Consider the following 24,904-nt stretch of genomic DNA (forward strand, 5'->3'; position numbering starts at 1 on the left):
ATTACGTTCACTTCTTGAACATCTAAGTGCGCACATCCGCCAGCGCGAGGGCGATCGCCCCGAGTACGTGCGTGCGCGCGCCCAGTTTGGCGGGCACGATCCGCGCGGCGTCGGCGGCGGAGGGGACGCCGCACCGGTTGACCATCTGTTGGATCGCGGGGATCAGGATCGCCGACGCCTGCGCGAGCTCTCCGCCCAGGATGATCAGCTCGGGATTGAAGACGCTGCACACGTCGGCCAGGGACCGGCCCACCTGCCGACCCACGTCCTCCAGCACACGCCGGTACGCGCGGTGCCCCAGTCGCGCGCGGTCGACGATCTCGGCGATGGTGAGTTCCTCGCCCGCGGTCTCCGCGAGGAGCGCGGCGACCCGGCGCGCCGAGACGAGAGTCTCGAGGCACCCTCGATTGCCGCAGCGGCAGACGTCGCCGAACTCGTCGACGGTCGTATGCCCGATCTCGCCCGCGGTGCCGGTGATCCCCGCGTAGGGGCGGCCGTCGATGATCAGCCCGGCGCCGACCCCTTCGGACAGCTTCAGGTAGACCAGGTCGGACGTGTTCATGCCGGCGCCCCAGCGGCGCTCGGCGAGTGCGCCGAGGTTCGCGTCGTTGTCGACGGACACGGTGACCGGGAGGTCGAGTGCGTCGGTCGCGAGCGCGCCCGCGTCGACCCCCACCCATCCCGGGAGGATCGACGGCGACCCGACGCGATGGGTCGTCCGCTCGATCGGCGCGGGCAGACCGAGCGCCGCGCCGACGATCTCGGAGCGGTCCGCGCCGGCGGCGGCGAGGGCGCTCGTCGTGAGGCGCGCCGCCGCGGCCATTCCCTCGTCCGCGGTCGACGATCCGGTCAACGATGCGCTGCTCCGCGAGGATCTCGTGCGAGAGGTCGCTGACAGCTGCGGTGATGTGGCGGTGCCCGTAGTCGATCCCCACGACGTACCCCGTCTTGCGTGCCAGGCGGATGGTCTTGCGGCGGCCGCCGTCCGCCGTGACATGGACGTCGCCCGTGTCGGACATCTCGCGGACGATGTTCGAGACCGTCGCCGGCGCGAGCCCGGTCTCGCGCGCGAGCTCCGCCTGCGCGAGCCGGCCGTGCACGCGGAGGGCGGCGATGATGCGGTCGCGGTTCTGGTCGCGGAGCGCCCGCGGCGAGCCCGGTCGTGCCGATCGTGCGGTCATCTCGCCGATCATGCCACCGAGGGTCCTCGGACACCGGCGGAAGCGCTATGCCGGATGTGTACTGATGCGATTTCGGTCTGCATCTTCACGCATGGCCGCGACTGGAGAGGCGCAGGTCAGGGGCCTGTGTGAGGAATTCGTCTCACCCTGAGCATCGGCCTCGCGCTGCCTGAGAAGGTCCTGTACAAAAGCTTCATGCACTCCTCGATCAAGCTCGTCTCCGTCACCTTCGCCGCCGCCGCTGTGGTCGCCACCTCCGCCTGCGCCGCCGGCTCCTACGCGGCCCCCGGTTCGCCCTCCTCCTCCGCCAAGGCCAGCTCGTCGGCCAAGCCGTCCGCGAAGCAGTCCTCCTCGGCCAGCGCCTCCGCCAAGTCGTCCGCCGCCAAGCCCACCCCCGTGAAGGCCGGCACCCCGAGCGCCGTGCTCGCCGCCACCGCGTGGGAGACCACCGGCGCCAAGAACGAGAAGGGCGCCTCCGTCAAGCTGACCGACGATGCCGTCAAGAACTACGTGGGCAACGCCTACTACAAGAAGGACGGCACCTTCACCATGTACACGCTGGACGACAAGCCGAAGATGCAGGGCGACTGGTCGGTCTCGGCCGACGGCACGTCGCGCACCCTGGTCGCCAAGGACAAGAGCGGCAAGGTCCAATTCACCCGCAAGGTCGAGGTCACGAAGCTGACCGAGAAGGAGTTCACGTACCGCGTGTACCCCGAGGCGTCGAACAAGGCCGTGTACTACGACATCATCCACACGCCCACCGAGCACGCCGAGCCGCGCGCGTAGCGACTCCGGCCGCTCACTAAGCTGAGCGGAATGAACAGCAACGACGCCCCCGCAGATCCCTACCTCGTCGGTCTGGATCTGCGGGGGCGTCGTGTCGTCGTCGTGGGGGCGGGCACGGTCGTCCAGCGGCGCCTGCCCGTCCTGCTCGCGGCCGGCGCGGACATCCACGTGGTGGCCCCCGAGGCGACGCCCGCGGTCGAATCGACGCCCTGCATCGTCTGGCACAGGCGCGCCTACGCGTCCGGCGACCTGCTCGGCGCCTGGTACGTTCTGGCCGCCACGAACGACCCCACCGTGAACGCGGCGGTGGTCGCCGAGGCGGAGGTGCAGCGCACGTTCTGCGTCCGGGCGGATCTGGCCCGCGAGGGTACGGCCGTCACCCCCGCCACGTTCGCCACGGACGGGCTCCAGGTGGGCGTCCTCGCGTCCGGGGATCACCGACGGTCCGCCGCCGTCCGCGACGCCGTCCGCTCCGTCCTCACGGGTGGGACCGGCGGCGGCGCTGAGGCGGCCGCGCGCAAGCCGGAGGGCGTCGCCCTGGTGGGCGGGGGACCGGGCGACCCGGACCTCATCACGGTGCGCGGCCGGTCGCTGCTCGGCCTCGCGGACGTGGTGGTGGCGGACCGTCTGGCCCCGCCCCGTCTTCTCGCCGAGCTCGCGCCGGGCGTCGAGGTGATCGACGCCGCCAAGGTGCCCTACGGCCGCGCGATGGCGCAGCAGGCCATCAATCAGGTGCTCATCGACCGCGCGCGCGAGGGCAAGTTCGTGGTGCGGCTCAAGGGCGGCGACCCGTACGTGTTCGGCCGCGGGTTCGAGGAGCTCGAGGCGCTCGCGGAGGCGGGCATCCCCGTGACGGTGGTCCCCGGCATCACCAGCTCGATCGCCGCGCCGTCGGCGGCCGGCATCCCGGTGACGCACCGCGGCGTGACCCACGAGTTCGTCGTCGTGTCGGGGCACGTGGCCCCGGGGCATCCCGACAGTCTGGTCGACTGGGACGCGCTCGGTCGCCTGCGCGGCACCGTCGTGGTGCTGATGGCCGTCGAGCGGCTCGGCGTGATCGCCGACGCCCTGATGGCGGGCGGACGGTCCGCCGACACCCCGGCCGCCGTCGTCGAGAGTGCGACCACGGGCGGGCAGCGCACCGTGCGCGGCACCCTCGCGAGCATCGCCGCCGACGCTGCGGCCGCCGAAGTGAAGCCCCCGCGGTCCTCGTTGTGGGTACCGTGGCTGGCTTTGCGGGCGTGTCGTCGGGATTGTGACTTTCGGGTGGAATCCGGTCGGCGGCGGCCACTTGATCCATGCTGTGGGCTGCATGAACGTGCCTGAGAGATCGGTGTGATCCGCACGTAAATCTTGTCACTTCAGTAACTTGTGACCCAATTGTCACCGCGAACGATTTCCGGGCACCTTCTATCACCCGGTAGTCTCGGACCCCATGACCTCAACGATGGCACCCGGCAGCCCGGCGCAGACGTACCGCGTCAAGGGCAGCGCTCTCGGCGTCGCCATCGTGGTCCTGTCCGGGATGATGTTCCTGGCCGTGCTCGACGGCACGGTGGTGTTCGTCGCGCTGCCGCGGATCCAGGACGCCATGCACCTGTCCGACGCCGCGAAGATCTGGGTGTTCGGTGCGTACGCCGTCACTTTCGGCGGGTTCATGCTGCTCGGCGGCAGGTTGGGTGACACCTTCGGCCGGAAACGCATGTTCATCTTCGGCGTCGCGGGCTTCACACTGGCGTCGCTGCTCACGGGTTTCGCCACCAACGAGGCCTGGCTGCTCGCGGCGCGCGCGGGTCAGGGCCTGTTCGCGGCCGTGGCCTGTCCCACCGCGCTGGCGCTGATCGCGACCACGTTCGCGCCGGGTAAGGCGCGCAACCAGGCGTTCGCCATCTTCGGCGCGATGGCGGGGCTGGGCTCCGTCGCGGGTCTGGTCGCGGGCGGCCTGCTCGCCACGTGGGACTGGCGCTTCGTGTTCTGGATCAACGTGCCGGTCGGCATCGTCTGCATCATCGGCGCCGTGATCGCGCTCGAGGAGTCGATGGCCGAGCGTCGGCACGCGCTCGACGTCAAGGGTGCGTTCCTCGCGGTCGCCGGTTGCGTCGCGGGCGTCTACACCTTGACGATGGGCCCGGAGGTCCACTGGCAGGGCGTCAGCGTCTACATCGCGGCCGCGATCAGTGTGGTCTGCCTGGTCTCGTTCCTGGTGGTGGAGCGCACCGCCAAGAACCCGATCCTGCCGTTCTCGCTCTTCCGCAACCGGAACCGCGTGGCCGCCATGATCGCGATCCTGGTCTGCGGCGCGCTCATCCCGACGCTCGGCTTCTACGTGGCGCTCACGTTCCAGCAGGTGCTGGGGTACACGCCATTGCAGTCCGGTGTCGCGTTGATCCCGTTCGCCGTGGGCATGGGTATCGCGGCTCCCATCTCGTCGAAGCTCGCGCTGAAGTGGCAGGCGCGCTGGCTGGTCGCCATCGGCGGCGTCATCGTGTTCCTGCCCTGCATCTACGTCCCGACGCTCATGACCCGCGACCCTTCTGAGGTCAGCTACTTCCCCTACATCGGCCTTCCGGTGTTCCTCATCGGCCTCGGCGTGGGGTTCGCGATGATCCCGCTGCCGATCTGCGCCCTCGCCGGTGTCCGGCCGTCGGAAACCGGGCCGATGTCGGCCCTGGTCGAGGTGTGCCAGAACATCGGCGGCATCGTCGGACTCGCCTCTGTCCAGGTCGTGGTGACCTCCCGGATCATGAAGGAGGGCGGTCCCACCAAGGGTGACATCACCCACGAGATGCTCAACGAAGCGCAGCGCAGCGCGCTCGCGTCCGGGTACGGCCTGGCGTTCATCGCGTGTGCGGTGATCCTCATCCTCGCCGGCCTGGTGGTGGTGCCCTTCATGCGGTTCACCCCGGAGGAGGTGGCCGAGGGCCGCGGCGCAGGAATCCAACAAGTCGGGTGGTTCGATCCCGTCGACGTCGTTCCCGGCGCAGGCGTTCGAGGAGACCGACGATGTCGACGACGATTGGGAGCCGATCGAGGGCGATGTCACGTCGGGATCGTTCCCGGCGGTGCGTCGCGAGGACTTCGATCGTGCGTACAACGAGGAGCCCGGCGATCCGGAGCCGGTGTACTTCACCGACCGATTCCGCGCGATCAAGCGGTCCGACATGGAGCAGGCCGGAGCGCGGGATCCGCAGCCGCCGACGCAGGCCGTGCCGACGGCGCGCCCGCAGGCCGCTCAGCGGCCCGCCCCGCCGCGACCGGAACCGCAGCAGCGCTCGGAACCGTACTCGCCGCAGCAGGCCTACTCGCACCCGAGCGACCCGCTGCCCCGTCGGACCTCGCAGCCCGGCGACGACCTCGCCGGCGTGGCCCGGCCGTCGGGGCCGATCCAGCGCGAGAGCGCCGACCTCCAGCGTCCGCCGGTCCCGCCTCAGCAGCCGGCGCCGCAGCAGAACTACCAGCCGCCCCGGCCCGCGCCCGGCGAGCAGTACGCGCCGAACCAGCAGTACCGGCAGAGTCGGCCGATGCAGCGCCCGGGCGGGCCCGTACAGCGTCCCAGTGGCCCGGTCCGGCGTCCGAGCCAGCCGATGCCACGGCCGAGCGGCCAGATCAACAGGCCCAGTCAACCCGTGCCGCGCCCGCAGCACCCCGCTCAGGCGCCCCAGGAGCCGCAGCGGCAGTTCGTCCCCGACGCCCCCCGCGCCGGTGGCCGGCACGCCGCGCCGGAGCCCGACGGCATGCACCACCCGGCGTCGTCCTCCCAGGCCGACCGGGTGAGCCGGGCCCGGCGGCACCGTCTCGACGAGGACTGAGACGCCCGCGGGGTGAATCCACGGCTGCGTGGCGATACGAAGCCGGATTCGGTTTCCCGCGCCCGCACCAGCGCGTTCACCCGAAGGGCGCGCGCAACCGGCGGTCGTCAGCCGGCGGTGACGATGGTGACCTCAGTGGGGGAGGTGAGTTCCGCGCGCAGACCGGCCTTCGCCGCGACCTTCACCACGGCCCTGGCGTCGCCGGGCTCCGCTCGGCTGATCACCAGCGCCCGCGCCAGCAGGCCCTTGTGGTGCTTGTTGAAGTGCGAGACCACGGCGCGGGAACCATCGGGCTTCTCCGTGACGACGGTGGCCGTGACCGCGCCCGGCACCTTCCCGAGCGCGGCGTAGCCGCCGGATCGCAGGTCCACGACGAGGCCGCGGTCGGCGTCGGCAAGCGCGTCGGCGAGGTCGGGTTTCCATTGCGCCGCGAGCGTCCCGAGCCCGGGCAGCTTCGAGCCCGACGACAGCCGGTACGCGGGAATCGGGTCCTCGGCGCCGACCACTCCGAACAGCGCCGATCCGACGGCCAGGCGGGCGTCGGCCTTCGCGCGCTGCGCCTTCGTCAACCCGCGCACGTCGAGGGCGTCGTAGAGCACTCCCGTGTACTGCTCGATCGCCGGCCGGGTGGGCGCGCTACGGAGCGCGCGGTTGCGCTCGAGTTCGTCCGTCTGCCCCTCGGACAGGCCGAGGGCCGCGCGGGCGGCACCGTCGTCCCGGGAGACCGCCACGAGAGCCTCGACGAGCCGCTCGCGGGTCGCGGTGAGCGAGGAAGGTGAGGGCCGCCAGGTCGAGCGGGGCGCCGGAGCCGCCGCCGGCTTTGGTTTCGGACGGGGGAAGCAGGATCAGCACACTGGGCACACTAAGCTATGCGGTCGTGATCACCCGATTCTCCCAGCTGTTCCTGCGCACCCTCCGCGACGACCCGGCCGACGCCGAGGTTCCCAGCCACAAGCTGCTCGTCCGCGCCGGCTACGTGCGGCGCATCGCCCCCGGCGTCTACTCCTGGCTGCCGCTGGGCCTGCGGGTGCTGCGGAACGTCGAACAGGTCGTGCGCGAGGAGATGAACGCCATCGGCGGCCAGGAGATCCTGCTGCCCGCGCTGCTGCCACGGGAGCCCTACGAGGCCACGAACAGGTGGACCGAGTACGGGATGAGCCTGTTCCGGCTCAAGGACCGCAAGGGCGCCGACATGATGCTCGGCCCCACTCACGAGGAGATCTTCGCCCTCACCGTGAAGGGCGAGTACAACTCGTACAAGGATCTGCCGGTCATCCTGTACCAGATCCAGACCAAGTACCGCGATGAGGAGCGGCCCCGCGCCGGCATCCTCCGCGGCCGCGAGTTCGTGATGAAGGACAGCTACAGCTTCGACACCTCCGACGAGGGTCTGGCCGAGGCGTACGCCAAGCATCGCGCGGCGTACCAGCAGATCTTCGCGCGCCTGAACGTCGAACACGTCATCGTCTCCGCGACGTCCGGCGCCATGGGCGGCAGCGCCTCCGAGGAGTTCCTCGCGGTGAGCGAGGTCGGCGAGGACACCTACGTGCACTCGACCGAGTCGGACTACGCGGCGAACGTGGAGGCCGTGGTCACGCCCGCGCCGCCGGCGATCCCGCTCGACGGGCTGCCCGCCGCGCAGGTCTACGACACCCCCGACGCCCCCACGATCGACACGCTCGTCGCCTGGGCCAACCAGGGGGCCGACGGTGCCTCCGTCCTCGGCCGCGAGGTGATCGCGGGGGACACCCTCAAGAACGTCATGGTCAAGACCCGCGCCCCCGGTGGGGACTGGGAGCTTCTCGGCGTCGGCGTGCCCGGCGACCGGGAGGTGGACTTCAAGCGCCTCGAGGCGTCGTTGGAGCCCACCGAGGTGGCGCTGTTGGACGACGGCGACTTCGCGAAGTACCCGTTCCTCGTCAAGGGTTACATCGGCCCGAAGGCACTGCTGGAGAACGAGGTCCGCTACCTCGTCGATCCGCGCGTGGTGACCGGCACCGCCTGGATCACCGGCGCCGACGCGCAGGGGCAGCACGTCGTGAACCTCACCGCGGGCCGGGACTTCACGCCGGACGGCACCATCGAGGCCGCCGAGGTCCGCGACGGCGACGCGTCGCCCGACGGCAACGGCGTGCTCAAGTCGGCCCGCGGCATCGAGATCGGCCACATCTTCCAGCTGGGCCGCAAGTACACCGACGCCTTCGAGATCGACGTGCTCGGCGAGAACGGCAAGCCCGTGCGCCTCACGCAGGGCTCGTACGGTGTCGGCGTCTCGCGCCTCGTCGCCGTCATCGCGGAGCAGCAGCACGACGACAAGGGTCTGCGCTGGCCCAAGGGCATCGCCCCGTTCGACGTGCACGTCGTGATCGCGAACAAGGACGAGGGCGCCTGGACGGGCGCCGAGTCGCTGGCCGCCGAGCTGGACGCGGCCGGCCTGCAGGTGCTCCTCGACGACCGCAAGGCCTCGCCCGGTATCAAGTTCAAGGATTCCGAGCTGATCGGCGTGCCCACCGTGGTCGTCGTCGGCCGCGGCTGGGCCGACGGCGTCGTCGAGCTCCGCGATCGCCTCACCGGCGAGTCCCGCGAGGTCCCGGTGGCCGACGCCGCCGCGGAGATCGTGGCCGCCGCCCGGTAGGGGAGAACAGCTTTCGAGGCGTTCTGCGAATCGCCCGTCGCAGAACGCCTTGAGAACTCGCTCAGGCTGCAGCCTCCCAGCCGCGCTCCTGGAGTGCGGAGCGCACCTGGCGCAGGAGATCGCCGCCGCGGCTCGCAAGAATCGCTGCGGTCACCGGCAGCACCTCCCAGCCGTAGTCGTGGCGCAGGGTGTTGCGGCGGGCCACGTCGAGGCTCTGCTGGTCAGGATCGGCGTGGTCCCGGCCGTCGTACTCCACCGCTACTCGGTATTCGTCGGCCCCCAGGTCCAACCGGAAGCGTCCGCGGGCGACGATCCGCTGCGGCACGAACATCGTCAGGCCGTCGCGATGCAGCAACAGGCGCGTATGTGTCTCCGGCGGGGATTCGGCGCGACCGTCGGTCTCGGCGAGCGCCGCCCGTACGCGGCGCGATCGATGCAGATGGCGATGCGCGTCGAGGTACTCGAGAGCGGCTGCGCGGGTGGTGGCGCTCCGGCCGTCGTCGCCGATGCGCAGGCACTGGTCCATGCCCGCTATCGCCTCGTCACCAGGAGCGAACCGCCCGATGTCGATCAGTCCGCGGACGGCGGTGGTGTACCTGAGCCCGCCGGATTCGATGATGTCCTCGCGCGGCAGGGCGCCCGTGCGGATGATCAGTCCCTGGCGCTGCTTGTGCTCCGGCAGCCAGATCTCGATTGGTTTGTCCGCGCAGAAGGCCACGCCGTGCAACGCCGCAGCGGTCCACCCGCAGAAGACTCCGCGCGGGTAGAGCAACATGGCGGCATCCAACCGGTCTCGGAACGTGACCTGTCGGCCCGTCGGCATGCGCACCCCGCGCACGACCTGCTGATACCGCGCGCGGATCTCGTACGGACTCAGTACGGGAGTCAATTGACTCGTGCGGATCCCCATACCCATTGGACGCACGGGCGGCCGCTGAGGATCCCGTCGGGCAAACATTTGAGGCGTTCTGTGACACCCAGGTCGCAGAACGCCTCAATAGGTTGTTCGGGTCGGCGGTCAGGAGAGCGTCAGTCCGATGATCACCAGGATGAGGTAGCAAAGCGAGATCACCAGGCCGATGCTTCCGGTGATGACGCCGGCCAGTGCCATACCGTGGCCCTCCTGACCCGAGAGCCGGATCTGCTTCATCGCCAGGACTCCCATGACGACCGCTGGGATAGCGACGAGCAGTCCGGCACCCCAGAAGCAGAACAGCACCATCGAGACGACGCCGCAGATCAAGGACGCGATCGCCAGGCCGTTCGTCCCCGTCTGCATAGGCTGCCCATAGCCCGGGAACCCGGGCGCGTTCTGACCCGGGTACGCGGGGTAACCCGGCAACTGCTGCCCGAAAGGTTGCTGTCCGAAGCCCTGCTGTCCGGGGTACTGCTGCGGACCCGGGTACTGCGGGGGCGCCGCGTACGGGTCCGGTTGCGCGGCGTAGGGGTTCGACGGTGCCGCGTACGGATCCGGCTGTGCGGCATACGGGTTCGACGGTGCCGGATACGGCTCCGGCGCCGCGTACGGATCGGGTGTCGCGGTGTTGTGCACGGTGGTCGCGGCGTCGCCATCGATGACGGGATTCGCGATCTGCGTCGCGTCGTCGTCCCGCTTCGTCAGGTCGGGCGCGGGTGGTGCGGGCTCGACGGGGCGGATCACCGTCGGGTCGTACGTACCATCGCCGGACTGCTGCGGATCGTTGGACGTCATCCGTCCAGTCTAGGGACGTACGACCGGACGTCAGCTCCGGATGCCGGGGAACGGGGCTGTGACCGGCGAGGTTCCCAGCGCGACGCGCCAGCGCGCGGCGCGGACGGCGGCGGCGCCGAGCCCCGTCGTGCCGAGGTGCCGGACGCCGTCGCCGTCGCCGTGGGAGAGCACGGCCCGGTGCGCGGCGGCGCTGTCGTCCTCGATCACGACGGCCACCTTCGCGGCCGAGACGGGGTCGGTGACGGGCTCGGGCGGCGTGTAGGCCGCGGCCGCGACGGGGCTCTGTACGCCGGCGGCGCTCAGCACCCCGATCAGCGCGTCCCGCTGGGCGCGGTGCTCGGCGGTGTACTTCGCGATCTCGGCCCTGCGGGTGGGCGCGGCGAACGCCTCGACGATGCCGTAGAGGTAGACGGCCGAGTGCTCGGCCGCGATCGCGGCGCTCACGGCCTCCTGCGACGGGGTCATCCGAGCACCACCTCGGCGTGCACGCGCGTCGCCGCGGCGACGGATCCGAGCAGAGCCGCCTGGTAGCCGTCCGCCGCCACCGCGGCGTCGCTCGCCGCCTTTGCCGAGCGGGCGAGCTGCTCCACCAGTGACTGTCGGGTCAGCGGCGCGGGCGTTGCGGAGGTGGACGACGGTGCCGCGGTCACCGAGGTGGTGCGCTGGACGTAGCGCGACAACTCGTCCGACAACGCGGCCGCGTGCTGAATGCGTTGGTCCGCGATGAGCCGCAGCTGTGGCGCCACGGCGCCGTCGAGGACGGCGAGGCCGCGGGCAGCGTCCGCGTCGTCCTGGGCCTGTGCCGCCGCTGCCTGCAGGCGGACCGCCTGCGGATCGTCGGCTCGGTCCTCCGGAGTGGTGCACCCGGCGAGGGCGCCGCCCGCCAGGGCGCCGCCGGCGACGAGGACGGTCGTCAACGCGGTGCGTCGGTCTATGCCGCGGTGCGGCCGTTGCGCGATCACGGGGCGAGTCTAATCACGATGCCCGGGTACACTGGTCGTGAGCGTTCGACACCGGGGGATGCCCGGTGACAATTTCACAGGGAGGCGCGTATGGCATACGACGAAGCGGCGGTGAGAGCCGTCATCGCGCCTCACCTGGACGCAGCGGGTCTCGACCTCGAGGGCGTGAAGATCAACAACGCGGGACCGAAGTCGTCCATCACCGTGATCGTGGACAGCGACGCCGGGCCCACACTCGACGGCCTGGCCGAGGTCGCGCGCACCCTCTCCGCCGCCGTCGACGAAGCGGACGAGGTCTTCGGCGCGCAGGCCTTCACCCTCGAGGTCACCACGCCGGGCGCCGAGCGACCCTGACCGAGCCGCGCCACTGGCGCCGCGCCCGCGGTCGGCAGGCCGCCATCGAGTTGGCCGACGGCACGAATCTGCTCGCCCGCATCGGCCCCCTCGCCGAGGGCGAGGAGACGGTCACCGTCGTCCTGCCTGGCGTCAAGGGAGCCGCCCCGACGACGCGTGCGCTCGCGCTCGCCGATGTGGCGGCGGCCGCGGCGCGCGTCGAGTTCCGCAAGCCCAACCCCAAGGAGATCGAGCTCTCGGGCATCACGCCCGGGCGCGTGCAGTCGGGTGCCGAACCGGAGGACCTGACCGACGAGAGCGGCGCGAACGCCGGAGAAGAGGACTAGATGAACATCGACATGGCGACCCTGCGGGCGATCGAGGCGGAGAAGGACATCTCCGTCGATACCGTGATCGAGGCCATCCAGGTCGCGCTGCTCACCGCGTACAAGCACACCGACGGCCACGAGCCGCACGCCCGCATCGACGTCAACCGCCGCACCGGCGAGGTGAAGGTCCTCGCCCAGGAGCTCGATGCCGACGGCAACGTCATCACCGAGTGGGACGACACCCCCGAGGGCTTCGGCCGCATCGCGGCGGACTCGGCGCGGCAGCTGATCACCCAGCGGCTGCGCGACGCCGAGAACGACCGCACCTTCGGCGAGTTCGCCGTCTACGAGGGCGAGGTCGTCTCCGGCGTGGTGCAGGCCGACGCCCGCGCTGCGGCGCGCGGCTTCGTCGTCGTGCGGATCGGCGGGGAGCGCGAGGGCCACGAGGGTCTGCTGCCGCCCGCGGAGCAGGTGCCGGGCGAGACCTACGGCCACGGCGACCGGATGAAGTTCTACGTCGTCGGCGTCAGCCGGGGCCAGCGCGGCACCCAGATCACGCTCTCGCGCACCCATCCGAACCTCGTGAAGAAGCTGTTCGCGCTCGAGGTCCCGGAGATCGCCGACGGCAGCGTCGAGATCACCTCGGTCGCGCGGGAGGCGGGGCACCGCTCGAAGATCGCGGTGCGCACCTCGGTGCCCGGCCTCAACGCCAAGGGGGCCTGCATCGGCCCGATGGGCCAGCGCGTGCGGAACGTGATGAGCGATCTCGAGGGCGAGAAGATCGACATCATCGCGCACGACGACGACCCGGCGGTGTTCGTGGGCAACGCGCTGTCGCCGTCGTCGGTGGTGTCGGTGACGGTGGTCGACGCCAAGGAGAAGGCCGCCCGCGTCGTGGTCCCGGACTTCAAGCTGTCGCTGGCCATCGGCAAGGAGGGGCAGAACGCCCGCCTCGCCGCGCGGCTCACCGGGTGGCGCATCGACATCCGCTCCGATGCGGAGACCGCCGGCGACGCGCAGTGAGCGAGCCCGTCCGCACCTGCGTCGGGTGCCGGCGCCGAGCTCCGGCGCGGGAGCTGGTGCGCTTCGTCGCGCTCCCGCCGGCCGACGGGTCCGACGGTCCGCCGCACCTGGTCCGCGACGACCGGCACCGGCTGCCCGGCCGCGGAGCGTGGCTGCACGACGACCCGGCCTGCCTCGAGGCGGCGCGGAAGCGTGGCGCCTTCCGGCGGCCCTGCGGGCTCCCCGGGTCAGGGAACCTGAGGCATGGCAATGATTTAGGCTAGGCTAGGTGTGCATGCGAGGGCGACCTCTCCCGCAGAGGTCGTGCATCGGATCCGGTGCGCCTGATCCGCAGAGAAGGTCCATCCATGCCGTCCTACCCAGCCTCGCCGAGGCGAACGCAAAGGTCCATCGCCTGGCCGACACCGCGCCGTTGTACGAAGCGGTGATGGCCACTGATCCGGACTTCGTCACGGCGTCCTTCGGTCGGCACCTGAAGAAGGAGGGCGGCGTCGCCACCCGGGACCGGTTCCGTGACCTGAGGTGAAACGGATTTGCCAGGACGCGCTATGATTATGAGCGGTCTGAAGGCGGTCGGTCTTTTCCAAGGCCGACCTACTCGGAGATGAAGGAATCGAGCTGAAGACATGAGCACACCGTGAAGCACCAGCGATGAACGGCAATCGGAGTTACTAACCGAGGTCGGCGGGACCTGCAACGCCCTCGACCTCGCAGATGAGGAGAGTAGTGGCAGGCAAGGCCCGCGTGCACGAGTTGGCTAAAGAGCTCGGTGTCACCAGCAAGGAAGTCCTCGCTCGGCTCAGTGAGCAGGGCGAGTTCGTGAAGTCCGCGTCGTCCACAGTGGAAGCACCCGTGGCGCGACGCCTGCGCGAATCGTACGGATCGAAGTCCGACGGTGCCGCGAAGCCGGGGCCCGCCCCGGCCAAGAAGAAGCCCGGCCCCGCGGCCGCGAGCACCGCCGCACCGGCGGCCCCCGCAGCCGATGCACCCCGCGCAACGTCGGCCCGCCCGGGTCCGCGTCCCGCGGCCCCGGCGCCGGCCGCTCCGGAGCCGAAGCCGACTCCCGCGGCACCGGCCGCCCCTGCCGCGAGCGCGGTGCCGGCGGCCCCCGAGGCCCGTCCGTCGGCACCGTCGGCACGCCCGGGCCCGCGTCCGGCCGGCCCGAAGCCCGGTCCACGCACGCCGAAGGTCGGCAACAACCCGTTCTCCTCGCAGGCCCCCGTCGAGCGCGCCCCGCGTCCGCAGCCGGGCCCGGGTGGACCGCGCCCGCAGGGCGGACGCCCCGCGCCAGGTCAGGGCGGCCCCCGTCCGCAGGGCGGTCGACCCACGCCCGGCCAGGGTGGTCCGCGCCCGCAGGGCGGCGCACGTCCGGCCGCCGGACCCGGTGGCCCGCGTCCCAGCCCCGGCAGCATGCCCCCGCGCCCGAATCCGGGTGCGATGCCCGCGCGCGCCGCGCGTCCGGCCTCACAGGGCCGTCCCGGCCCCGGTGGTCGTGGCGGCCCGGGCGGTCGTCCCGGCGGCGGTGGCGGCGGCTACCGCGGCGGGCCCGGCGGTGGTACCGGAACCGGTGCTCCCGCAGGCGGTTTCCGCGGTCGTCCCGGTGGCGGCGGTCGTGGCCGTCCCGGCGGCACAGCGGGTGCGTTCGGCCGGCCCGGTGGCGCTCCGCGTCGCGGCCGCAAGTCGAAGCGGGCGAAACGCGCCGAGTACGAGAACATGCAGGCGCCGATCGCCGGTGGCGTCCGGCTGCCGCGCGGCCAGGGGGAGACGATCCGTCTCGCCCGCGGCGCGTCGCTGAGCGACTTCGCGGAGAAGATCGACGCGAACCCGGCATCGCTGGTCCAGGCGCTGTTCAACCTGGGTGAGATGGTCACCGCGACCCAGTCGGTGAACGAGGAGACCCTCGTTCTGCTGGGCGAGGAGATGAACTACGTCGTCCAGGTCGTCAGCCCCGAGGACGAGGACCGCGAGCTGCTCGACAGCTTCGACCTCACCTACGGCGAGGACGAGGGCGGCGAGGAGGACCTCGAATACCGTCCGCCGGTGGTCACCGTCATGGGCCACGTCGATCACGGTAAGACCCGACTGCTCGACACGATCCGCAAGGCGAACGTCCGCGAGGGCGAAGCCGGCGGTATCACGCAGCACATCGGTGCCTACCAGGTGCTCACGGAGCTCGAGGGCAACGAGCGGCTGATCACGTTCATCGACACCCCGGGTCACGAGGCGTTCACCGCTATGCGTGCCCGCGGTGCGAAGGCCACCGACCTCGCGATCCTCGTGGTCGCGGCCGACGACGGCGTCATGCCGCAGACGGTGGAGGCGATCAACCACGCGCAGGCGGCCGAGGTGCCGATCGTGGTGGCGGTGAACAAGATCGACAAGGAGGGCGCGCAGCCGGAGAAGATCCGCGGGCAGCTCACCGAGTACGGCCTGGTTCCCGAGGAGTACGGCGGCGACACGATGTTCGTCGACATCTCCGCCAAGCAGGGCACCAACGTCGAGCAGCTGCTCGAGGCGGTCCTGCTCACCGCGGACGCGTCGCTGGACCTGCGGGCGAACCCCGACATGGACGCGCAGGGCGTGGCCATCGAGGCGCACCTCGACCGCGGCCGCGGCCCCGTCGCCACCGTGCTCATCCAGCGCGGCACGCTGCGCGTGGGCGACTCGATCGTCGCGGGCGACGCCTACGGCCGCGTCCGCCGCATGGTCGACGAGAACGGCGACGACATCACCGAGGCGACCCCGTCGCGTCCGGCGCAGGTCATCGGCTTCACGTCGGTACCCGGCGCGGGCGACAACCTGCTGGTCGTCGACGAGGACCGCATCGCCCGGCAGATCGCGGACCGGCGCGCGGCGCGCAAGCGCAACGCCCTGGCCGCGCGCTCGCGCAAGCGCGTCTCGCTGGAGGATCTGGATGCCGCGCTGAAGGAGACCAGCCAGCTCAACCTGATCCTCAAGGGCGACAACTCGGGCACCGTGGAGGCGCTCGAGGAGGCCCTGCTGGGGATCGAGGTCGACGACGAGGTGCAGCTGCGGGTCATCGACCGCGGTGTCGGTGGCGTCACCGAGACCAACGTCAACCTGGCGTCGGCGTCGAACGCGATCATCATCGCGTTCAACGTCCGCGCGGAGGGCAAGGCCACCGAGCTCGCCAACCGCGAGGGCGTGGAGATCCGGTACTACTCGGTGATCTACCAGGCGATCGACGAGGTCGAGGCAGCGCTCAAGGGCATGCTCAAGCCGGTCTACGAGGAGAAGGAGCTCGGCCAGGCCGAGATCCGCGCGATCTTCAAGTCCTCGAAGGTGGGCAACATCGCCGGTTGCATGGTCCAGTCGGGCATCATGCGGCGCAACGCGAAGGCGCGCCTGCTGCGCGACTCGGCGGTCGTGGCGGAGAACCTCACGGTCACCTCGCTGAAGCGGGAGAAGGACGACGCGACCGAGGTCCGCGAGGGCTACGAATGCGGTCTGACGCTCTCGTACTCCGACATCAAGATCGGCGACGTGATCGAGACCTACGAGCTGGTCGAGAAGGCCCGCGATTAGTCACCGGTTCCGGGCCGGGTGCGTGCGCACTCGGCCCGGAACCCTCTAACCCCCGGGCCGGGTGGCCCGTTAGATGTTCACAGGTGCGTTGGAGATAGATCTCCTCTTGGGCGATGTGCATTCGCTCAAACACAAGCGATCGGTGATCAAGCCGATCCTGGCCGAGTTGCGGCGGTTCTCCGTGTCCGCCGCCGAGGTGGGCGCGCAGGACCTGCATCGGCGCGCGATCCTCGGGGTCGGCGTCGTCGGTCCCGATGCCGCGCACGTCGGGGAGATCCTCGATCGGTGCGAGCGCACCGCGGCGGGCCACCCCGAGGTGGAGTTGCTGTCGGTGCGCCGGCGGCTCTGGGGGCCCGAGGACTGAGTCCGATGGGCGCATCCCCGAAGCCGCCGAAACCCCGTCGATATATGCTCGCAGTCCCACGGGGTTGTTTCGTTCGATGCGTAGAGGAAGGAGCAGCCATGGCTGACCCGGCACGGGCCGCTCGGCTCGCCAAGCGGATCTCGGCGATCGTCGCGACGGCGATCGAGCACGACATCAAGGACCCGCGTCTCGATCACGTGACCGTGACCGACGCGCGGGTGACCAACGATCTCCACGACGCGACGGTCTTCTACACCGTCATGGGCCCCACGCTGGACGTCGAGCCCGATTACGAAGCGGCGGCCGCCGGCTTGGAGAAGGCCCGCGGGCAGCTCCGGAGCAAGGTGGGCGCCGGTACCGGCGTGCGGTTCACGCCCACGCTGCGATTCGAGCTCGACGGTGTCCCGGCCGCGGTCGCCACCATGGAGGCGCTGCTGGCGAAGGCGCGCGAGCAGGACGAGCGGGTCGCCGCCGTCGCCGCGAACGCGAAACCCGCGGGCGAGGCGGATCCGTACAAGCACGACGACGATGTTCCGGGGTCGGACCCGGATGAGGACGAGCGGTGACGGCATCCCCCGTCGCGGCCGTAGCGGCCGCGCTGCACGGGGCGCCGCGCGTGGCGGTGTACTGCCACGTCCGCCCCGACGCCGACACCCTGGGGTCGGGCCTGGCGCTCGCCCGCGCGCTCCGCTCCCGCGGCGCGGACGTGTCGGTCAGTCATCCCGGCCCCGACCTCCCCTCGGGCATCGGGTCCCTCGCCGGCGCAGACGGTTTCACCGATCCGATCGATGCCGACGTGGCAGTGGCGGTGGACTGCGCGAGCGCGGAGCGGCTCGCGGGCCTGGAGCAGCGGTTCCTGGCCCATCCCGTGCGCGTCGTGATCGACCACCATGCGACGAACGGGGGATTCGGCACCGTCGACCTGATCGACCCTGCCGCCAACAGCACGACCGAGCTCGTCCTGGCCGTGATCGACGCGCTCGGGGTCGAGGTGGACGGTCCGACCGCGGATTGCCTCTACGCCGGCTTGGTCACCGACACCGGATCGTTCCGCTGGTCGTCGCCGCAGGGCCACGTCATGGCCGCCCGCCTGCTCGCCGCCGGGGCGCGGGGACGCGAGTTGTCGCGCGATCTCCTGGACACCCACCCGCGTGCGTGGTTCTCGATGGTCGCGGCCGTGCTCGGGTCCGCGACTGCGGTCCCCGAGGCCTTCGACGGCCGGGGCCTGGTCTACTCGGTGTGCCGGGCCGTCGACCGCGGACCGCTCGGCTGGGACGCCGCGGAATCGCTGATCGACCTGTTGCGGACGGCCGACGACTGCGAGGTCGCGGCGCTGTTCAAGGAGAGCGACGGCGGCGAGTGGTCGGCGTCGTTGCGCGCCCGCGCCGACGTGGACGTCTCGGAGGTCGCGCGCGGGTTCGGCGGCGGCGGGCATCGCCTCGCGGCGGGCTACTCCGCAGCCGGCACCGTCGACGACGTCGTCGCCGCGTTCCTCGCCCACACGTGAGCGCCCCGGCGGTCCCGTCGGGTCTCGGCCGGCGAATCGTCGGGCAGGCCCTCCCGGCCCTCGGCGTTCTCGCCGCGGAGCCCCTCTACCTGCTGTGGGACACGGCCGTCATCGGCCGACTGGGCGCGCTGCCGCTGGCCGGGCTCGCGGTCGGCGGCCTCATCCTCGCCACCGTGTCGACGCAGCTGACGTTCCTGTCGTACGGCACCACGTCGCGGTCGGCGCGGCGGTTCGGGGCAGGGGACGCCGACGGTGCCGTCACCGAGGGCGTCCAGGCCACCTGGGTGGCGCTGCTGGTCGGCGGTGGGTTGCTCACCCTGGTCCACCTCTTCGCCGGTCCCGTGACCCGCGCCATCGCCGGGCGGGACGAGATCGCCGTGGCAGCCGAGTCGTGGTTGCGGGTCGCGTCCTTCGGCATTCCGTTGATCCTGCTCACGATGGCAGGTAACGGCTGGCTGCGCGGCGTACAACGACCGCGTGCCCCGCTCGTGTACGTCCTCGCGGGCCTCGGCCTGTCGACGGTGCTGTGCCCGGTCCTCGTGTTCGGGTGGCTCGGGGCGCCGGAACTGGGGCTGGTCGGCTCCGCGTGGGCGAATCTCGCGGGCCAGGTGGTCAGTGGACTGCTGTTCCTCGGTGCGCTGGTCCGGGCCGCGCCCTCGCTGCGCCTGCGGCCCGACCTGATCCGTGCCCAGCTGGTCCTGGGACGCGACCTCATCGTCCGCAGCCTGTCGTTCCAGGTGTGCTTCATCTCCGCCGGGGCCGTGGCGGCCCGGGCGGGCGCCCAGTACGTCGGCGCGCACCAGATCGCGATGCAACTCTGGAACTTCGTCGCGCTGGTTCTGGATTCGTTGGCCATCGCCGCGCAGACCCTGGTCGGCGCCGCGCTGGGGGCGGGCGACAAGTCCGGGGCCAGGTCGCTGGGGCGCCGGGTCACCGTGTGGTCGACGGGGTTCGCACTCGCCATCGCCGCAGCCCTCGCGGTCCTGAGCGGTGCGCTTCCGGGCGTCTTCACGACTGACTCCTCCGTCCTCGAGGCGCTGACGGTGCCGTGGTGGTTCCTGGTGGGCATGGTCCCGGTCGCGGGCGTCGTGTTCGCGCTCGACGGGGTGCTCGGGGGCCGCGGACGCGGCGTACCTGCGCACGGCGACGATGGTGTCGGCACTCGTGGGCTTCCTGCCGCTGATCTGGCTCTCGTACGCCTTCGGGTGGGCGCTGGCGGGGATCTGGTCCGGACTGGCGGCGTTCATGGTGCTGCGCTGCGCCGCGGTCGTCGGTCGGTTCGCCGGGAACCGGTGGGAGCGGGTCGGCACCGCGCCGGCGTGATGCGGCTTGCAATGCGTGGGCAAATGCGGTCGGATGTTGCATATGACATTCACTGTGATTCCGCGCACCCGAGCGTTCCGCCGGTTCGTCGCCGGGGGCGCCGTCGTTCTCGGCCTCGGGGCCGTCGTGGCGTGCGCCCCGTCGGACTCCGGGTCGGTGCCGTCGTTCACCGTGAACCCCAGTGCGGGCGGTCCGGCCTCCTCGGCACCGTCGACCCCCTCGAAGGCGGCGCGTTCCTCGGCCCCGACCACGACGGCGCCGGCGGCTCCGGTGCAGCCCGTGCCCACCTACGAGGCCCCGTACACCCCGCCGACCACGACCGACTATCCGGCGCAGACGACCGAGACCGTGCCGACCACGACGCAGCCGCAGACGACGCAGCCGTATCCGACCACCATCGTCATCCCGCCGGGCATCGACCTGCCGCCGGGCGCGCCGCGCACCATCACGATCCCGCCGGGCCTGCCGTTCCCGGCCTGATTCCGGCGTTCCCGGCGATCCAATGCTGACCAGGGGTTCCTGCGGATCGCGCACCCCGCAGACGGCCCCGACGTGGTCTGGGTGCCCGGCGCGGCGGCGGCGTACCCGGTGCGCCGCTCGGACGCGTGGCTGGGGCCCGGTCCCGGCATGATCCTGCCGGTCGCGGTCGACCCGGCGGAGCCGGAGCGCATCACGCTGATCGACGACCGCGACGCTCTGGCCGACGGCCCGCACCTGAGCGGACCGTCGGAGGCGGAGATCGAATGCCCGCCCCCGACGGTGGCCGAACTGCTCGACGCCGTCCGGGACGCCGGACACGGCGTGTTCCCCGACGAGCGGCACTTCACGTCCCTCACCGACCTGCAGTGGGCCGTCGCGCTGCGGCTGGGACAGCTCAGTCTGCATGAGGCGCACCGCATCTCGGTGCTCGGCGCGGCGTCCGATGTGGTGGCGCTGCGGGAGCGGCTCGAGACGGTGGGCCCGGTGGGCTCGCCGCTGATCCATCGCCCGTCGGCGGTGGAGGACGCGCTGGCCCACCTGCCCCGCGGGGTGATCGGCGCCGGCGGCCTCGCCGGATCCTTCGCCGCGTTCGCCGCGGTGACCCGGCTCGAGGCCCGGGGCCTGCGCGGTCGACTGCTCGGTCGCACCGACCCGGCGGACCTCACAGCGGCGCTGGCGCCCTTCGTCACGGTGTGCGGACCGATCCCCGGTGTCGACGTGGTGCCGCTCGCCGCTCCGTCCCTTCCGGAGCCGGCGGCGCGGACACCGATGGCACGGGGCGCGGCGGGTCCGGGACGACGACGGCGCCCGGATCAGCCGATCGGGCGCTCTGGGATGCGGCGCTCGTCCAGCACGACCGCATCCTCGCCGCGTACCTCCGCTACGAGACCGATCCGGAACTGCGCCTGCGTTTCCCGGCGATCGGAGACGTGCGCCGACCGCCGACCGCCGCGTTCCACGAGGCGCTGGCCGTCGCGCAGTCGCTGCGTGCGGACCTGGGACCGTCGGGGCCCGACCATGCGTACGCCTACAGCCGGGCGGTCCGGGAGACCGCCCGGCTGTGGGCGCTGTGCGAGCGGAACGGTCACCGCGAGGCGCGCGGCGCCCCCTGACCGGGATCGATCCGCGTCGGCCCGTCCTTGCCGGGGGTGACGTCGAAGTCGAAGATCGACGTCGGAATGTACACGGTGGCACAGGAGTTGGGGATGTCGACCACGCCGGACAGGCGGCCCTCGATCGGTGCGGCGCCGAGCAGTAGGTACGCCTGTTCCGGGCTGTAGCCGAACTTGGTCAGGTAGTCGATCGCGTGCAGGCACGCCCGCTGGTACGCGAGATGGCTGTCCAGGTAGCGCTGTTCGTCGTCGAGCGTCACCGACGTACCGGAGAACGCGAGGAACTGCTCGTAGCGCGGGCCCACGTCGCCGCCGGGCAGGAAGATCGCGTTCTCGCTGACGCCGTAGGTCTCCATGCCGCCGGAGATGATGTCGACGTGCAGGTCGATGAACCCGCCCATCTCGATGGCGCCGCAGAAGGTGATCTCGCCGTCGCCCTGGCTGAAGTGCAGATCGCCCACCGACAGGTTCGCGCCGTCCACGAACACCGGGTAGAACACGCGCGTGCCGCGGGTGAGGTTCTTGATGTCCTGGTTGCCGCCGTTCTCGCGCGGCGGCGCGGTGCGCGCGCCCTCTGCGGCGGCCGCGGCGAAGGCGTCGCCCGTGAGGGTGCCGAGGATCGCGTCGTTCGGCTCGGGCGGGAGCGCGAGCGGCGGCACGCGGTCGGGATCGGTCGCGATGAGCGCCGCCTCGCGGGCGTTCCACCGCGCCAGCAGATCCTTCGACGGTGCCGTGCCCATGAGGCCCGGGTGGATGATGCCGGTGAAGCTCACGTGCGGCACGTGCCGCGAGGTGGCCGTGTGGCCGGTGAAGTCCCAGACGGCCTTGTAGGCGTCGGGGAACTGCTCGGTGAGGAAGCCGCCGCCGTTGTCCTTCGCGAAGATGCCCGTATAGCCCCAACCCTGGCCCGCGAGCGGGCCGCTGTCCTCCTGCGGGATCGGGCCCACGTCCACGATGTCCACGATGAGCAGGTCGCCCGGCTTCGCGCCCTCGACGGCGATCGGGCCCGACAACGTGTGCACCGTGGTCAGCGGCGCGTTCAGGATGTCCTCGGCCGAGTCGTCGTTGTGGATGGCACCGTCGAACCACTCGCGGCAGTGCACCCGGAACGTGTCGCCCGGCTTGACCGTGACCGCCGGCGGGATGGCGTAGTGCCACCGGTTGTGGCCGATCTTCTCCTGATCTGTGAACTTCTTACTCGAATCGAGCGGAAAGACGACTTCGGGCATGGGATCTCGGCCTTTCTTCGGTGGACTACTCGGAGGGACTCAGGGACGGGGAGGCGTGCGTGCCGCGGGTCCGACGGTGCCGGGGCCCGGCCCGGCCGGGGCGCGCCGGCGGGGGCGCCCACGACGGCGGGACGATCGGCGGTCGACTTCGTCGCGTCGAGCAGGCGCATTGCGCCGGACGCGCCGTGGCCGAGCCGGGGCGCGGTCATGCCGCGCGGGGCCGACGCGCCGCAGCGACACGCCGTGGCATCCGGGACATCGCGCATCGTGAACATCGCGTCGAAAGGTCCACAACTGCCGCAGCGGAATTCATACGTAGGCATGAGTGGAAGGTATTCCTTTCGCCCGGTCCCCGAGGGGAAACTACCGAATCGGTATCGTTTCTCGTGAGTATGGTGGGCCGATGTCCCCGACGTCGCCGTCGCCACGCAAGTCGGTCCCGCGCAGAACCCGGATCGCCCGTCGCCGGGCGCGCCGCGTCGCGGCGGCCGACAACGACCTGACCGTTGCCGAGTGGGACGAACTGGTCGCCCTGTGGGGCGTGTGCGCGTACTGCGGGGCGCGGGCCCGTTCCAGAAGGACTGCGTGCTGCCCATCTCCCGCGGCGGCCGGTACACGCAGCGGAACGTGGTGCCCGCGTGCCGTTCGTGCAACGCGAGCAAGTGCAACTCCGAGGTCACCGGATGGATGCGACGCAAGAAGCTCGACGAGAAGGCGTTTCTGCAGGGCCACGCCGAGATCCTGATGCACCTGCGGGTCCGGCCGAACGAGGAGGACGGTGCGCCGACCCCCTGAAGGGAGGCCGGCGCACCGTCGAAGCCGTTACCGCACGGGCGGATCCGCCGGGAGGAGGTGTGCCCCGGACTTGTCCGTGGAGAGGGCGAGCGAGCTGATGTACTGCTTCTCGCCGTTCGGCCCCGGAATCGCGGAGGCCACCATGTCGGGCCGCTCGAACTCGATCCCGGTCACACAGCACAGGAGCTTCTCGCCCGACGGGTTGCCGTCCTCGTCGAACATCGGCAGGTCGATCCCGTCGTCGCCGCGCCGCAGGTAGTACCTGCCGCGGGTGGCGACCGCCAGCACGGGCGGCAGCACCAATGCGAGCACCAGCGCGACCAGCGGCGAGTAGGGCTGCAGCGCCGGGCCGAGGAGCCCGAAGAAGGTGGCGATCGACAGGCCGCCGGCGACGACGACCGAGACGAACCCGACGGGGTTCACGGCGTACAGCATGCCGCGGCGGAACTCCGGGTCCTTCGGAGAGATCTTCAGCAGATACTTGTTGATCGCGATATCGCTGGCCACGGCCACGATCCAGGCGATGCCGCAGTTGGCGTAGAAGCCGAGGATCGAGTTGAGGAAGCTGAACATGTCGGCCTCCATGAGCACCAGCGCGATCGCCACGTTGAGCACCACGAAGACGAGGCGGCCCGGGTAGGTCCTGGTGACGCGGGTGAAGCTGTTGGTCCACGCGAGCGAGCCCGAGTACGCGTTGGTCACGTTGATCTTGATCTGGCTGATCACCACGAGGATCACGGCCAGGGTGATCGCGAGCCAACCGGGCAGGAAGTCGGAGTAGATCTCCACGAACTGGTGCACCGGCTCGTTGGCGATTCCGGCGTTGTCGGCGGTCTGAGCGATCAGGTAGACGGCGAGGAACAGGCCGACGACCTGCTTGATGGCGCCGAAGACGACCCACCCCGGTCCGGCGGTGAGCATCGCGGTCCACCAGGCGCGACGGTTCTGCGCGGTCTTGGGCGGCATGAACCGCAGGTAGTCGATCTGCTCGGCGATCTGCGCGATGAGGGAGAGGCAGACGCCGGCGGCCAGCATGGTGCCGGCGAGGCTCACGCCGTGCCCGGCGGGCGTGGCGGAGACGACGGTGCCGGCACCGTCGCGCACGATGTCGGTACCCGAGTACGCGAAGAAGTCACCGATGGCCTCCGGGTGGCGCAGCAGGAGGTAGGCGAACGGCAGCGCCATCATCACGAGCCAGATCGGCGTGGTCCAGACCTGGAGCTTCGCGAGGGTGTTCATGCCGTAGATCACCAGGGGGATCACGAGTACGGAGCTCACGAGGTAGCCGACGGGCAAGGGGATGCCGAGGCCGAGTTCGAGGCCCTGCGCCATGATCGCGCCCTCGAGTGCGAAGAAGATGAAGGTGAACGACGCGAAGATCACGTTCGTCAGCACCGAGCCGTAGTAGCCGAATCCGCTGCCGCGGGTGATCAGGTCGAGGTCGATGTTGTACCGCGCCGCGTAGTACGACAGGGGCAGCCCGGTCGCCATGATGACGATCGCGAAGAACCCGATCCCCAGCAGCGCGTTGCCCGTACCGCCCGCGATGCCGATGTTCGCGCCGATCGCGAAATCCGCGAGGTAGGCGATGCCGCCCAGCGCCGAGGTGGCGACCACGGCGGGTCCCCACTTGCGGTAGCTGCGCGGCGCGAAGCGCAGCGTGTAGTCCTCGAGGGTCTCGCGGGCGGCGGCGTCGCGGAGCCCGCTCGACGGTGCGCCGGTCGTCTCCGGGGTTGTAGTGCTGTCACGGTGATCCTTCCGTCTCGAGCCGTCCGG

General features: G+C 71.1%; 19 protein-coding genes and 9 pseudogenes. 18 read left to right on the forward strand and 10 right to left on the reverse strand.

Going from position 1 to position 24,904, the window contains the following annotated elements:
• Positions 1–22: 22 nt before the first annotated feature.
• Both MTP03_RS08785 and MTP03_RS08790 read right to left on the reverse strand, forming a co-directional pair.
• Positions 23–853, reverse strand: a complete 831-nt coding sequence (locus MTP03_RS08785; protein WP_248491606.1) for an ROK family protein — start codon at positions 851–853, stop codon at positions 23–25.
• 211 nt (positions 854–1,064) lie between these two features.
• Positions 1,065–1,193: pseudogene (locus MTP03_RS08790) on the reverse strand (hypothetical protein); the annotation flags it as partial.
• Between the two features lie 183 nt (positions 1,194–1,376).
• Between MTP03_RS08790 and MTP03_RS08795 the strand changes: the two are divergent.
• The 4 genes and pseudogenes from MTP03_RS08795 (at position 1,377) to MTP03_RS08810 (ending at position 5,779) form a co-directional block, all read left to right on the forward strand.
• Complete coding sequence (locus MTP03_RS08795) at positions 1,377–1,970, forward strand: DUF4822 domain-containing protein (RefSeq protein WP_248491607.1); 594 nt, start codon at positions 1,377–1,379, stop codon at positions 1,968–1,970.
• A gap of 30 nt (positions 1,971–2,000) precedes the next feature.
• Positions 2,001–3,229 (forward strand): annotated as a pseudogene (cobA, locus tag MTP03_RS08800) (uroporphyrinogen-III C-methyltransferase).
• Positions 3,230–3,498: 269 nt separating this feature from the next.
• Positions 3,499–4,617 (forward strand): annotated as a pseudogene (locus MTP03_RS08805) (MFS transporter); the annotation flags it as partial.
• Positions 4,618–5,032: 415 nt separating this feature from the next.
• Positions 5,033–5,779, forward strand: a complete 747-nt coding sequence (locus MTP03_RS08810; protein ID WP_248491608.1) for a hypothetical protein — start codon at positions 5,033–5,035, stop codon at positions 5,777–5,779.
• Positions 5,780–5,886: 107 nt separating this feature from the next.
• On the opposite strand, the pseudogene yaaA reads toward MTP03_RS08810, so the two are convergent.
• Positions 5,887–6,631 (reverse strand): annotated as a pseudogene (gene yaaA, locus MTP03_RS08815) (peroxide stress protein YaaA).
• A gap of 25 nt (positions 6,632–6,656) precedes the next feature.
• On the opposite strand from yaaA, the gene MTP03_RS08820 reads away from it, so the two are divergent.
• On the forward strand, positions 6,657–8,414 hold the full coding sequence (locus tag MTP03_RS08820; RefSeq protein WP_248491609.1) for a proline--tRNA ligase: 1,758 nt from the start codon (positions 6,657–6,659) through the stop codon (positions 8,412–8,414).
• Positions 8,415–8,475: 61 nt separating this feature from the next.
• Here the strand turns inward: MTP03_RS08820 and MTP03_RS08825 are convergent, their stop codons facing one another.
• The 4 genes from MTP03_RS08825 to MTP03_RS08840 all read right to left on the reverse strand — a co-directional run bounded on the left by MTP03_RS08825 (position 8,476) and on the right by MTP03_RS08840 (position 11,087).
• On the reverse strand, positions 8,476–9,189 hold the full coding sequence (locus tag MTP03_RS08825) for an endonuclease domain-containing protein (protein WP_248491610.1): 714 nt from the start codon (positions 9,187–9,189) through the stop codon (positions 8,476–8,478).
• Positions 9,190–9,432: 243 nt separating this feature from the next.
• Positions 9,433–10,125, reverse strand: a complete 693-nt coding sequence (locus MTP03_RS08830) for a DUF4190 domain-containing protein (protein ID WP_248491611.1) — start codon at positions 10,123–10,125, stop codon at positions 9,433–9,435.
• A 30-nt stretch (positions 10,126–10,155) separates the two neighbouring features.
• Positions 10,156–10,590: a ferritin-like domain-containing protein gene (locus tag MTP03_RS08835; RefSeq protein WP_248491612.1), complete on the reverse strand. Its 435-nt coding sequence runs from the start codon at positions 10,588–10,590 to the stop codon at positions 10,156–10,158.
• Positions 10,587–11,087: a hypothetical protein gene (locus MTP03_RS08840; RefSeq protein WP_248491613.1), complete on the reverse strand. Its 501-nt coding sequence runs from the start codon at positions 11,085–11,087 to the stop codon at positions 10,587–10,589. The genes MTP03_RS08835 and MTP03_RS08840 overlap by 4 nt, the downstream gene beginning before the upstream one ends.
• 90 nt (positions 11,088–11,177) lie before the next feature.
• Here MTP03_RS08840 and rimP point away from each other — a divergent pair, with 90 nt between their 5' ends.
• The 12 genes and pseudogenes from rimP to MTP03_RS08900 all read left to right on the forward strand — a co-directional run bounded on the left by rimP (position 11,178) and on the right by MTP03_RS08900 (position 21,144).
• Complete coding sequence (rimP, locus tag MTP03_RS08845; RefSeq protein WP_248491614.1) at positions 11,178–11,441, forward strand: ribosome maturation factor RimP; 264 nt, start codon at positions 11,178–11,180, stop codon at positions 11,439–11,441.
• 50 nt (positions 11,442–11,491) lie between these two features.
• On the forward strand, positions 11,492–11,767 hold the full coding sequence (locus MTP03_RS08850; RefSeq protein WP_248491615.1) for a hypothetical protein: 276 nt from the start codon (positions 11,492–11,494) through the stop codon (positions 11,765–11,767).
• Positions 11,768–12,772 (forward strand): transcription termination factor NusA, encoded by a 1,005-nt coding sequence (gene nusA, locus MTP03_RS08855; protein WP_248491616.1) that lies wholly within the window; start codon positions 11,768–11,770, stop codon positions 12,770–12,772.
• Between the two features lie 56 nt (positions 12,773–12,828).
• On the forward strand, positions 12,829–13,035 hold the full coding sequence (locus MTP03_RS08860) for a YlxR family protein (RefSeq protein ID WP_248491617.1): 207 nt from the start codon (positions 12,829–12,831) through the stop codon (positions 13,033–13,035).
• An 89-nt stretch (positions 13,036–13,124) separates the two neighbouring features.
• A pseudogene (locus MTP03_RS08865) lies at positions 13,125–13,289 on the forward strand (ABC transporter substrate-binding protein); the annotation flags it as partial.
• Positions 13,290–13,498: 209 nt separating this feature from the next.
• Positions 13,499–16,318: a translation initiation factor IF-2 gene (gene infB / locus MTP03_RS08870; protein ID WP_248491618.1), complete on the forward strand. Its 2,820-nt coding sequence runs from the start codon at positions 13,499–13,501 to the stop codon at positions 16,316–16,318.
• A gap of 73 nt (positions 16,319–16,391) precedes the next feature.
• Complete coding sequence (locus tag MTP03_RS08875; protein WP_248491619.1) at positions 16,392–16,682, forward strand: DUF503 domain-containing protein; 291 nt, start codon at positions 16,392–16,394, stop codon at positions 16,680–16,682.
• Between the two features lie 98 nt (positions 16,683–16,780).
• Positions 16,781–17,248: a 30S ribosome-binding factor RbfA gene (rbfA, locus tag MTP03_RS08880; RefSeq protein ID WP_248491620.1), complete on the forward strand. Its 468-nt coding sequence runs from the start codon at positions 16,781–16,783 to the stop codon at positions 17,246–17,248.
• Positions 17,245–18,189 carry a bifunctional oligoribonuclease/PAP phosphatase NrnA gene (locus MTP03_RS08885; RefSeq protein WP_248491621.1) on the forward strand — a complete coding sequence of 315 codons (945 nt, stop codon included), beginning with the start codon at positions 17,245–17,247 and terminating at the stop codon, positions 18,187–18,189. Before rbfA ends, MTP03_RS08885 begins: the two co-directional genes overlap by 4 nt.
• Positions 18,186–19,512 (forward strand): annotated as a pseudogene (locus MTP03_RS08890) (MATE family efflux transporter). Before MTP03_RS08885 ends, MTP03_RS08890 begins: the two are co-directional and overlap by 4 nt.
• Positions 19,513–19,554: 42 nt before the next feature.
• The gene (locus MTP03_RS08895) at positions 19,555–19,992 is read left to right on the forward strand and encodes a hypothetical protein (protein WP_248491622.1); all 438 of its coding nucleotides are present in this window, start codon (positions 19,555–19,557) and stop codon (positions 19,990–19,992) included.
• A gap of 72 nt (positions 19,993–20,064) precedes the next feature.
• A complete protein-coding gene (locus MTP03_RS08900; RefSeq protein ID WP_248491623.1) occupies positions 20,065–21,144 on the forward strand; it encodes a hypothetical protein in 1,080 nt (359 codons plus the stop codon).
• On the opposite strand, the gene fmdA is transcribed toward MTP03_RS08900, so the two are convergent.
• Together fmdA and MTP03_RS23555 are read right to left on the reverse strand one after the other, a co-directional pair.
• Entirely contained in the window at positions 21,077–22,333 is a 1,257-nt protein-coding gene (gene fmdA, locus MTP03_RS08905; RefSeq protein ID WP_248491624.1) for a formamidase, read from the reverse strand. The genes MTP03_RS08900 and fmdA overlap by 68 nt on opposite strands.
• 254 nt (positions 22,334–22,587) lie before the next feature.
• A pseudogene (locus tag MTP03_RS23555) lies at positions 22,588–22,656 on the reverse strand (FmdB family zinc ribbon protein); the annotation flags it as partial.
• Positions 22,657–22,736: 80 nt separating this feature from the next.
• On the opposite strand from MTP03_RS23555, the pseudogene MTP03_RS08915 reads away from it, so the two are divergent.
• Positions 22,737–23,128, forward strand: a pseudogene (locus tag MTP03_RS08915) (HNH endonuclease).
• Positions 23,129–23,155: 27 nt separating this feature from the next.
• Here the strand turns inward: MTP03_RS08915 and MTP03_RS08920 are convergent.
• A pseudogene (locus MTP03_RS08920) lies at positions 23,156–24,826 on the reverse strand (cytosine permease); the annotation flags it as partial.
• Between the last annotated feature and the right edge of the window lie 78 nt (positions 24,827–24,904).

Source organism: Tsukamurella sp. PLM1, assembly GCF_023168325.1.
GTDB lineage: Bacteria > Actinomycetota > Actinomycetes > Mycobacteriales > Mycobacteriaceae > Tsukamurella.

Coding starts and splice junctions, on each gene's coding strand:
- MTP03_RS08795 (WP_248491607.1), top strand. CDS start 1,377: ATGCACTCCTCGATCAAGCTCGTCTCCGTCACCTTCGCCGCCGCCGCT.
- MTP03_RS08825 (WP_248491610.1), bottom strand. CDS start 9,189: ATGTTGCTCTACCCGCGCGGAGTCTTCTGCGGGTGGACCGCTGCGGCG.
- MTP03_RS08830 (WP_248491611.1), bottom strand. CDS start 10,125: ATGACGTCCAACGATCCGCAGCAGTCCGGCGATGGTACGTACGACCCG.
- MTP03_RS08835 (WP_248491612.1), bottom strand. CDS start 10,590: ATGACCCCGTCGCAGGAGGCCGTGAGCGCCGCGATCGCGGCCGAGCAC.
- rimP (WP_248491614.1), top strand. CDS start 11,178: ATGGCATACGACGAAGCGGCGGTGAGAGCCGTCATCGCGCCTCACCTG.
- nusA (WP_248491616.1), top strand. CDS start 11,768: ATGAACATCGACATGGCGACCCTGCGGGCGATCGAGGCGGAGAAGGAC.
- MTP03_RS08875 (WP_248491619.1), top strand. CDS start 16,392: ATGTTCACAGGTGCGTTGGAGATAGATCTCCTCTTGGGCGATGTGCAT.
- rbfA (WP_248491620.1), top strand. CDS start 16,781: ATGGCTGACCCGGCACGGGCCGCTCGGCTCGCCAAGCGGATCTCGGCG.
- MTP03_RS08895 (WP_248491622.1), top strand. CDS start 19,555: ATGACATTCACTGTGATTCCGCGCACCCGAGCGTTCCGCCGGTTCGTC.
- fmdA (WP_248491624.1), bottom strand. CDS start 22,333: ATGCCCGAAGTCGTCTTTCCGCTCGATTCGAGTAAGAAGTTCACAGAT.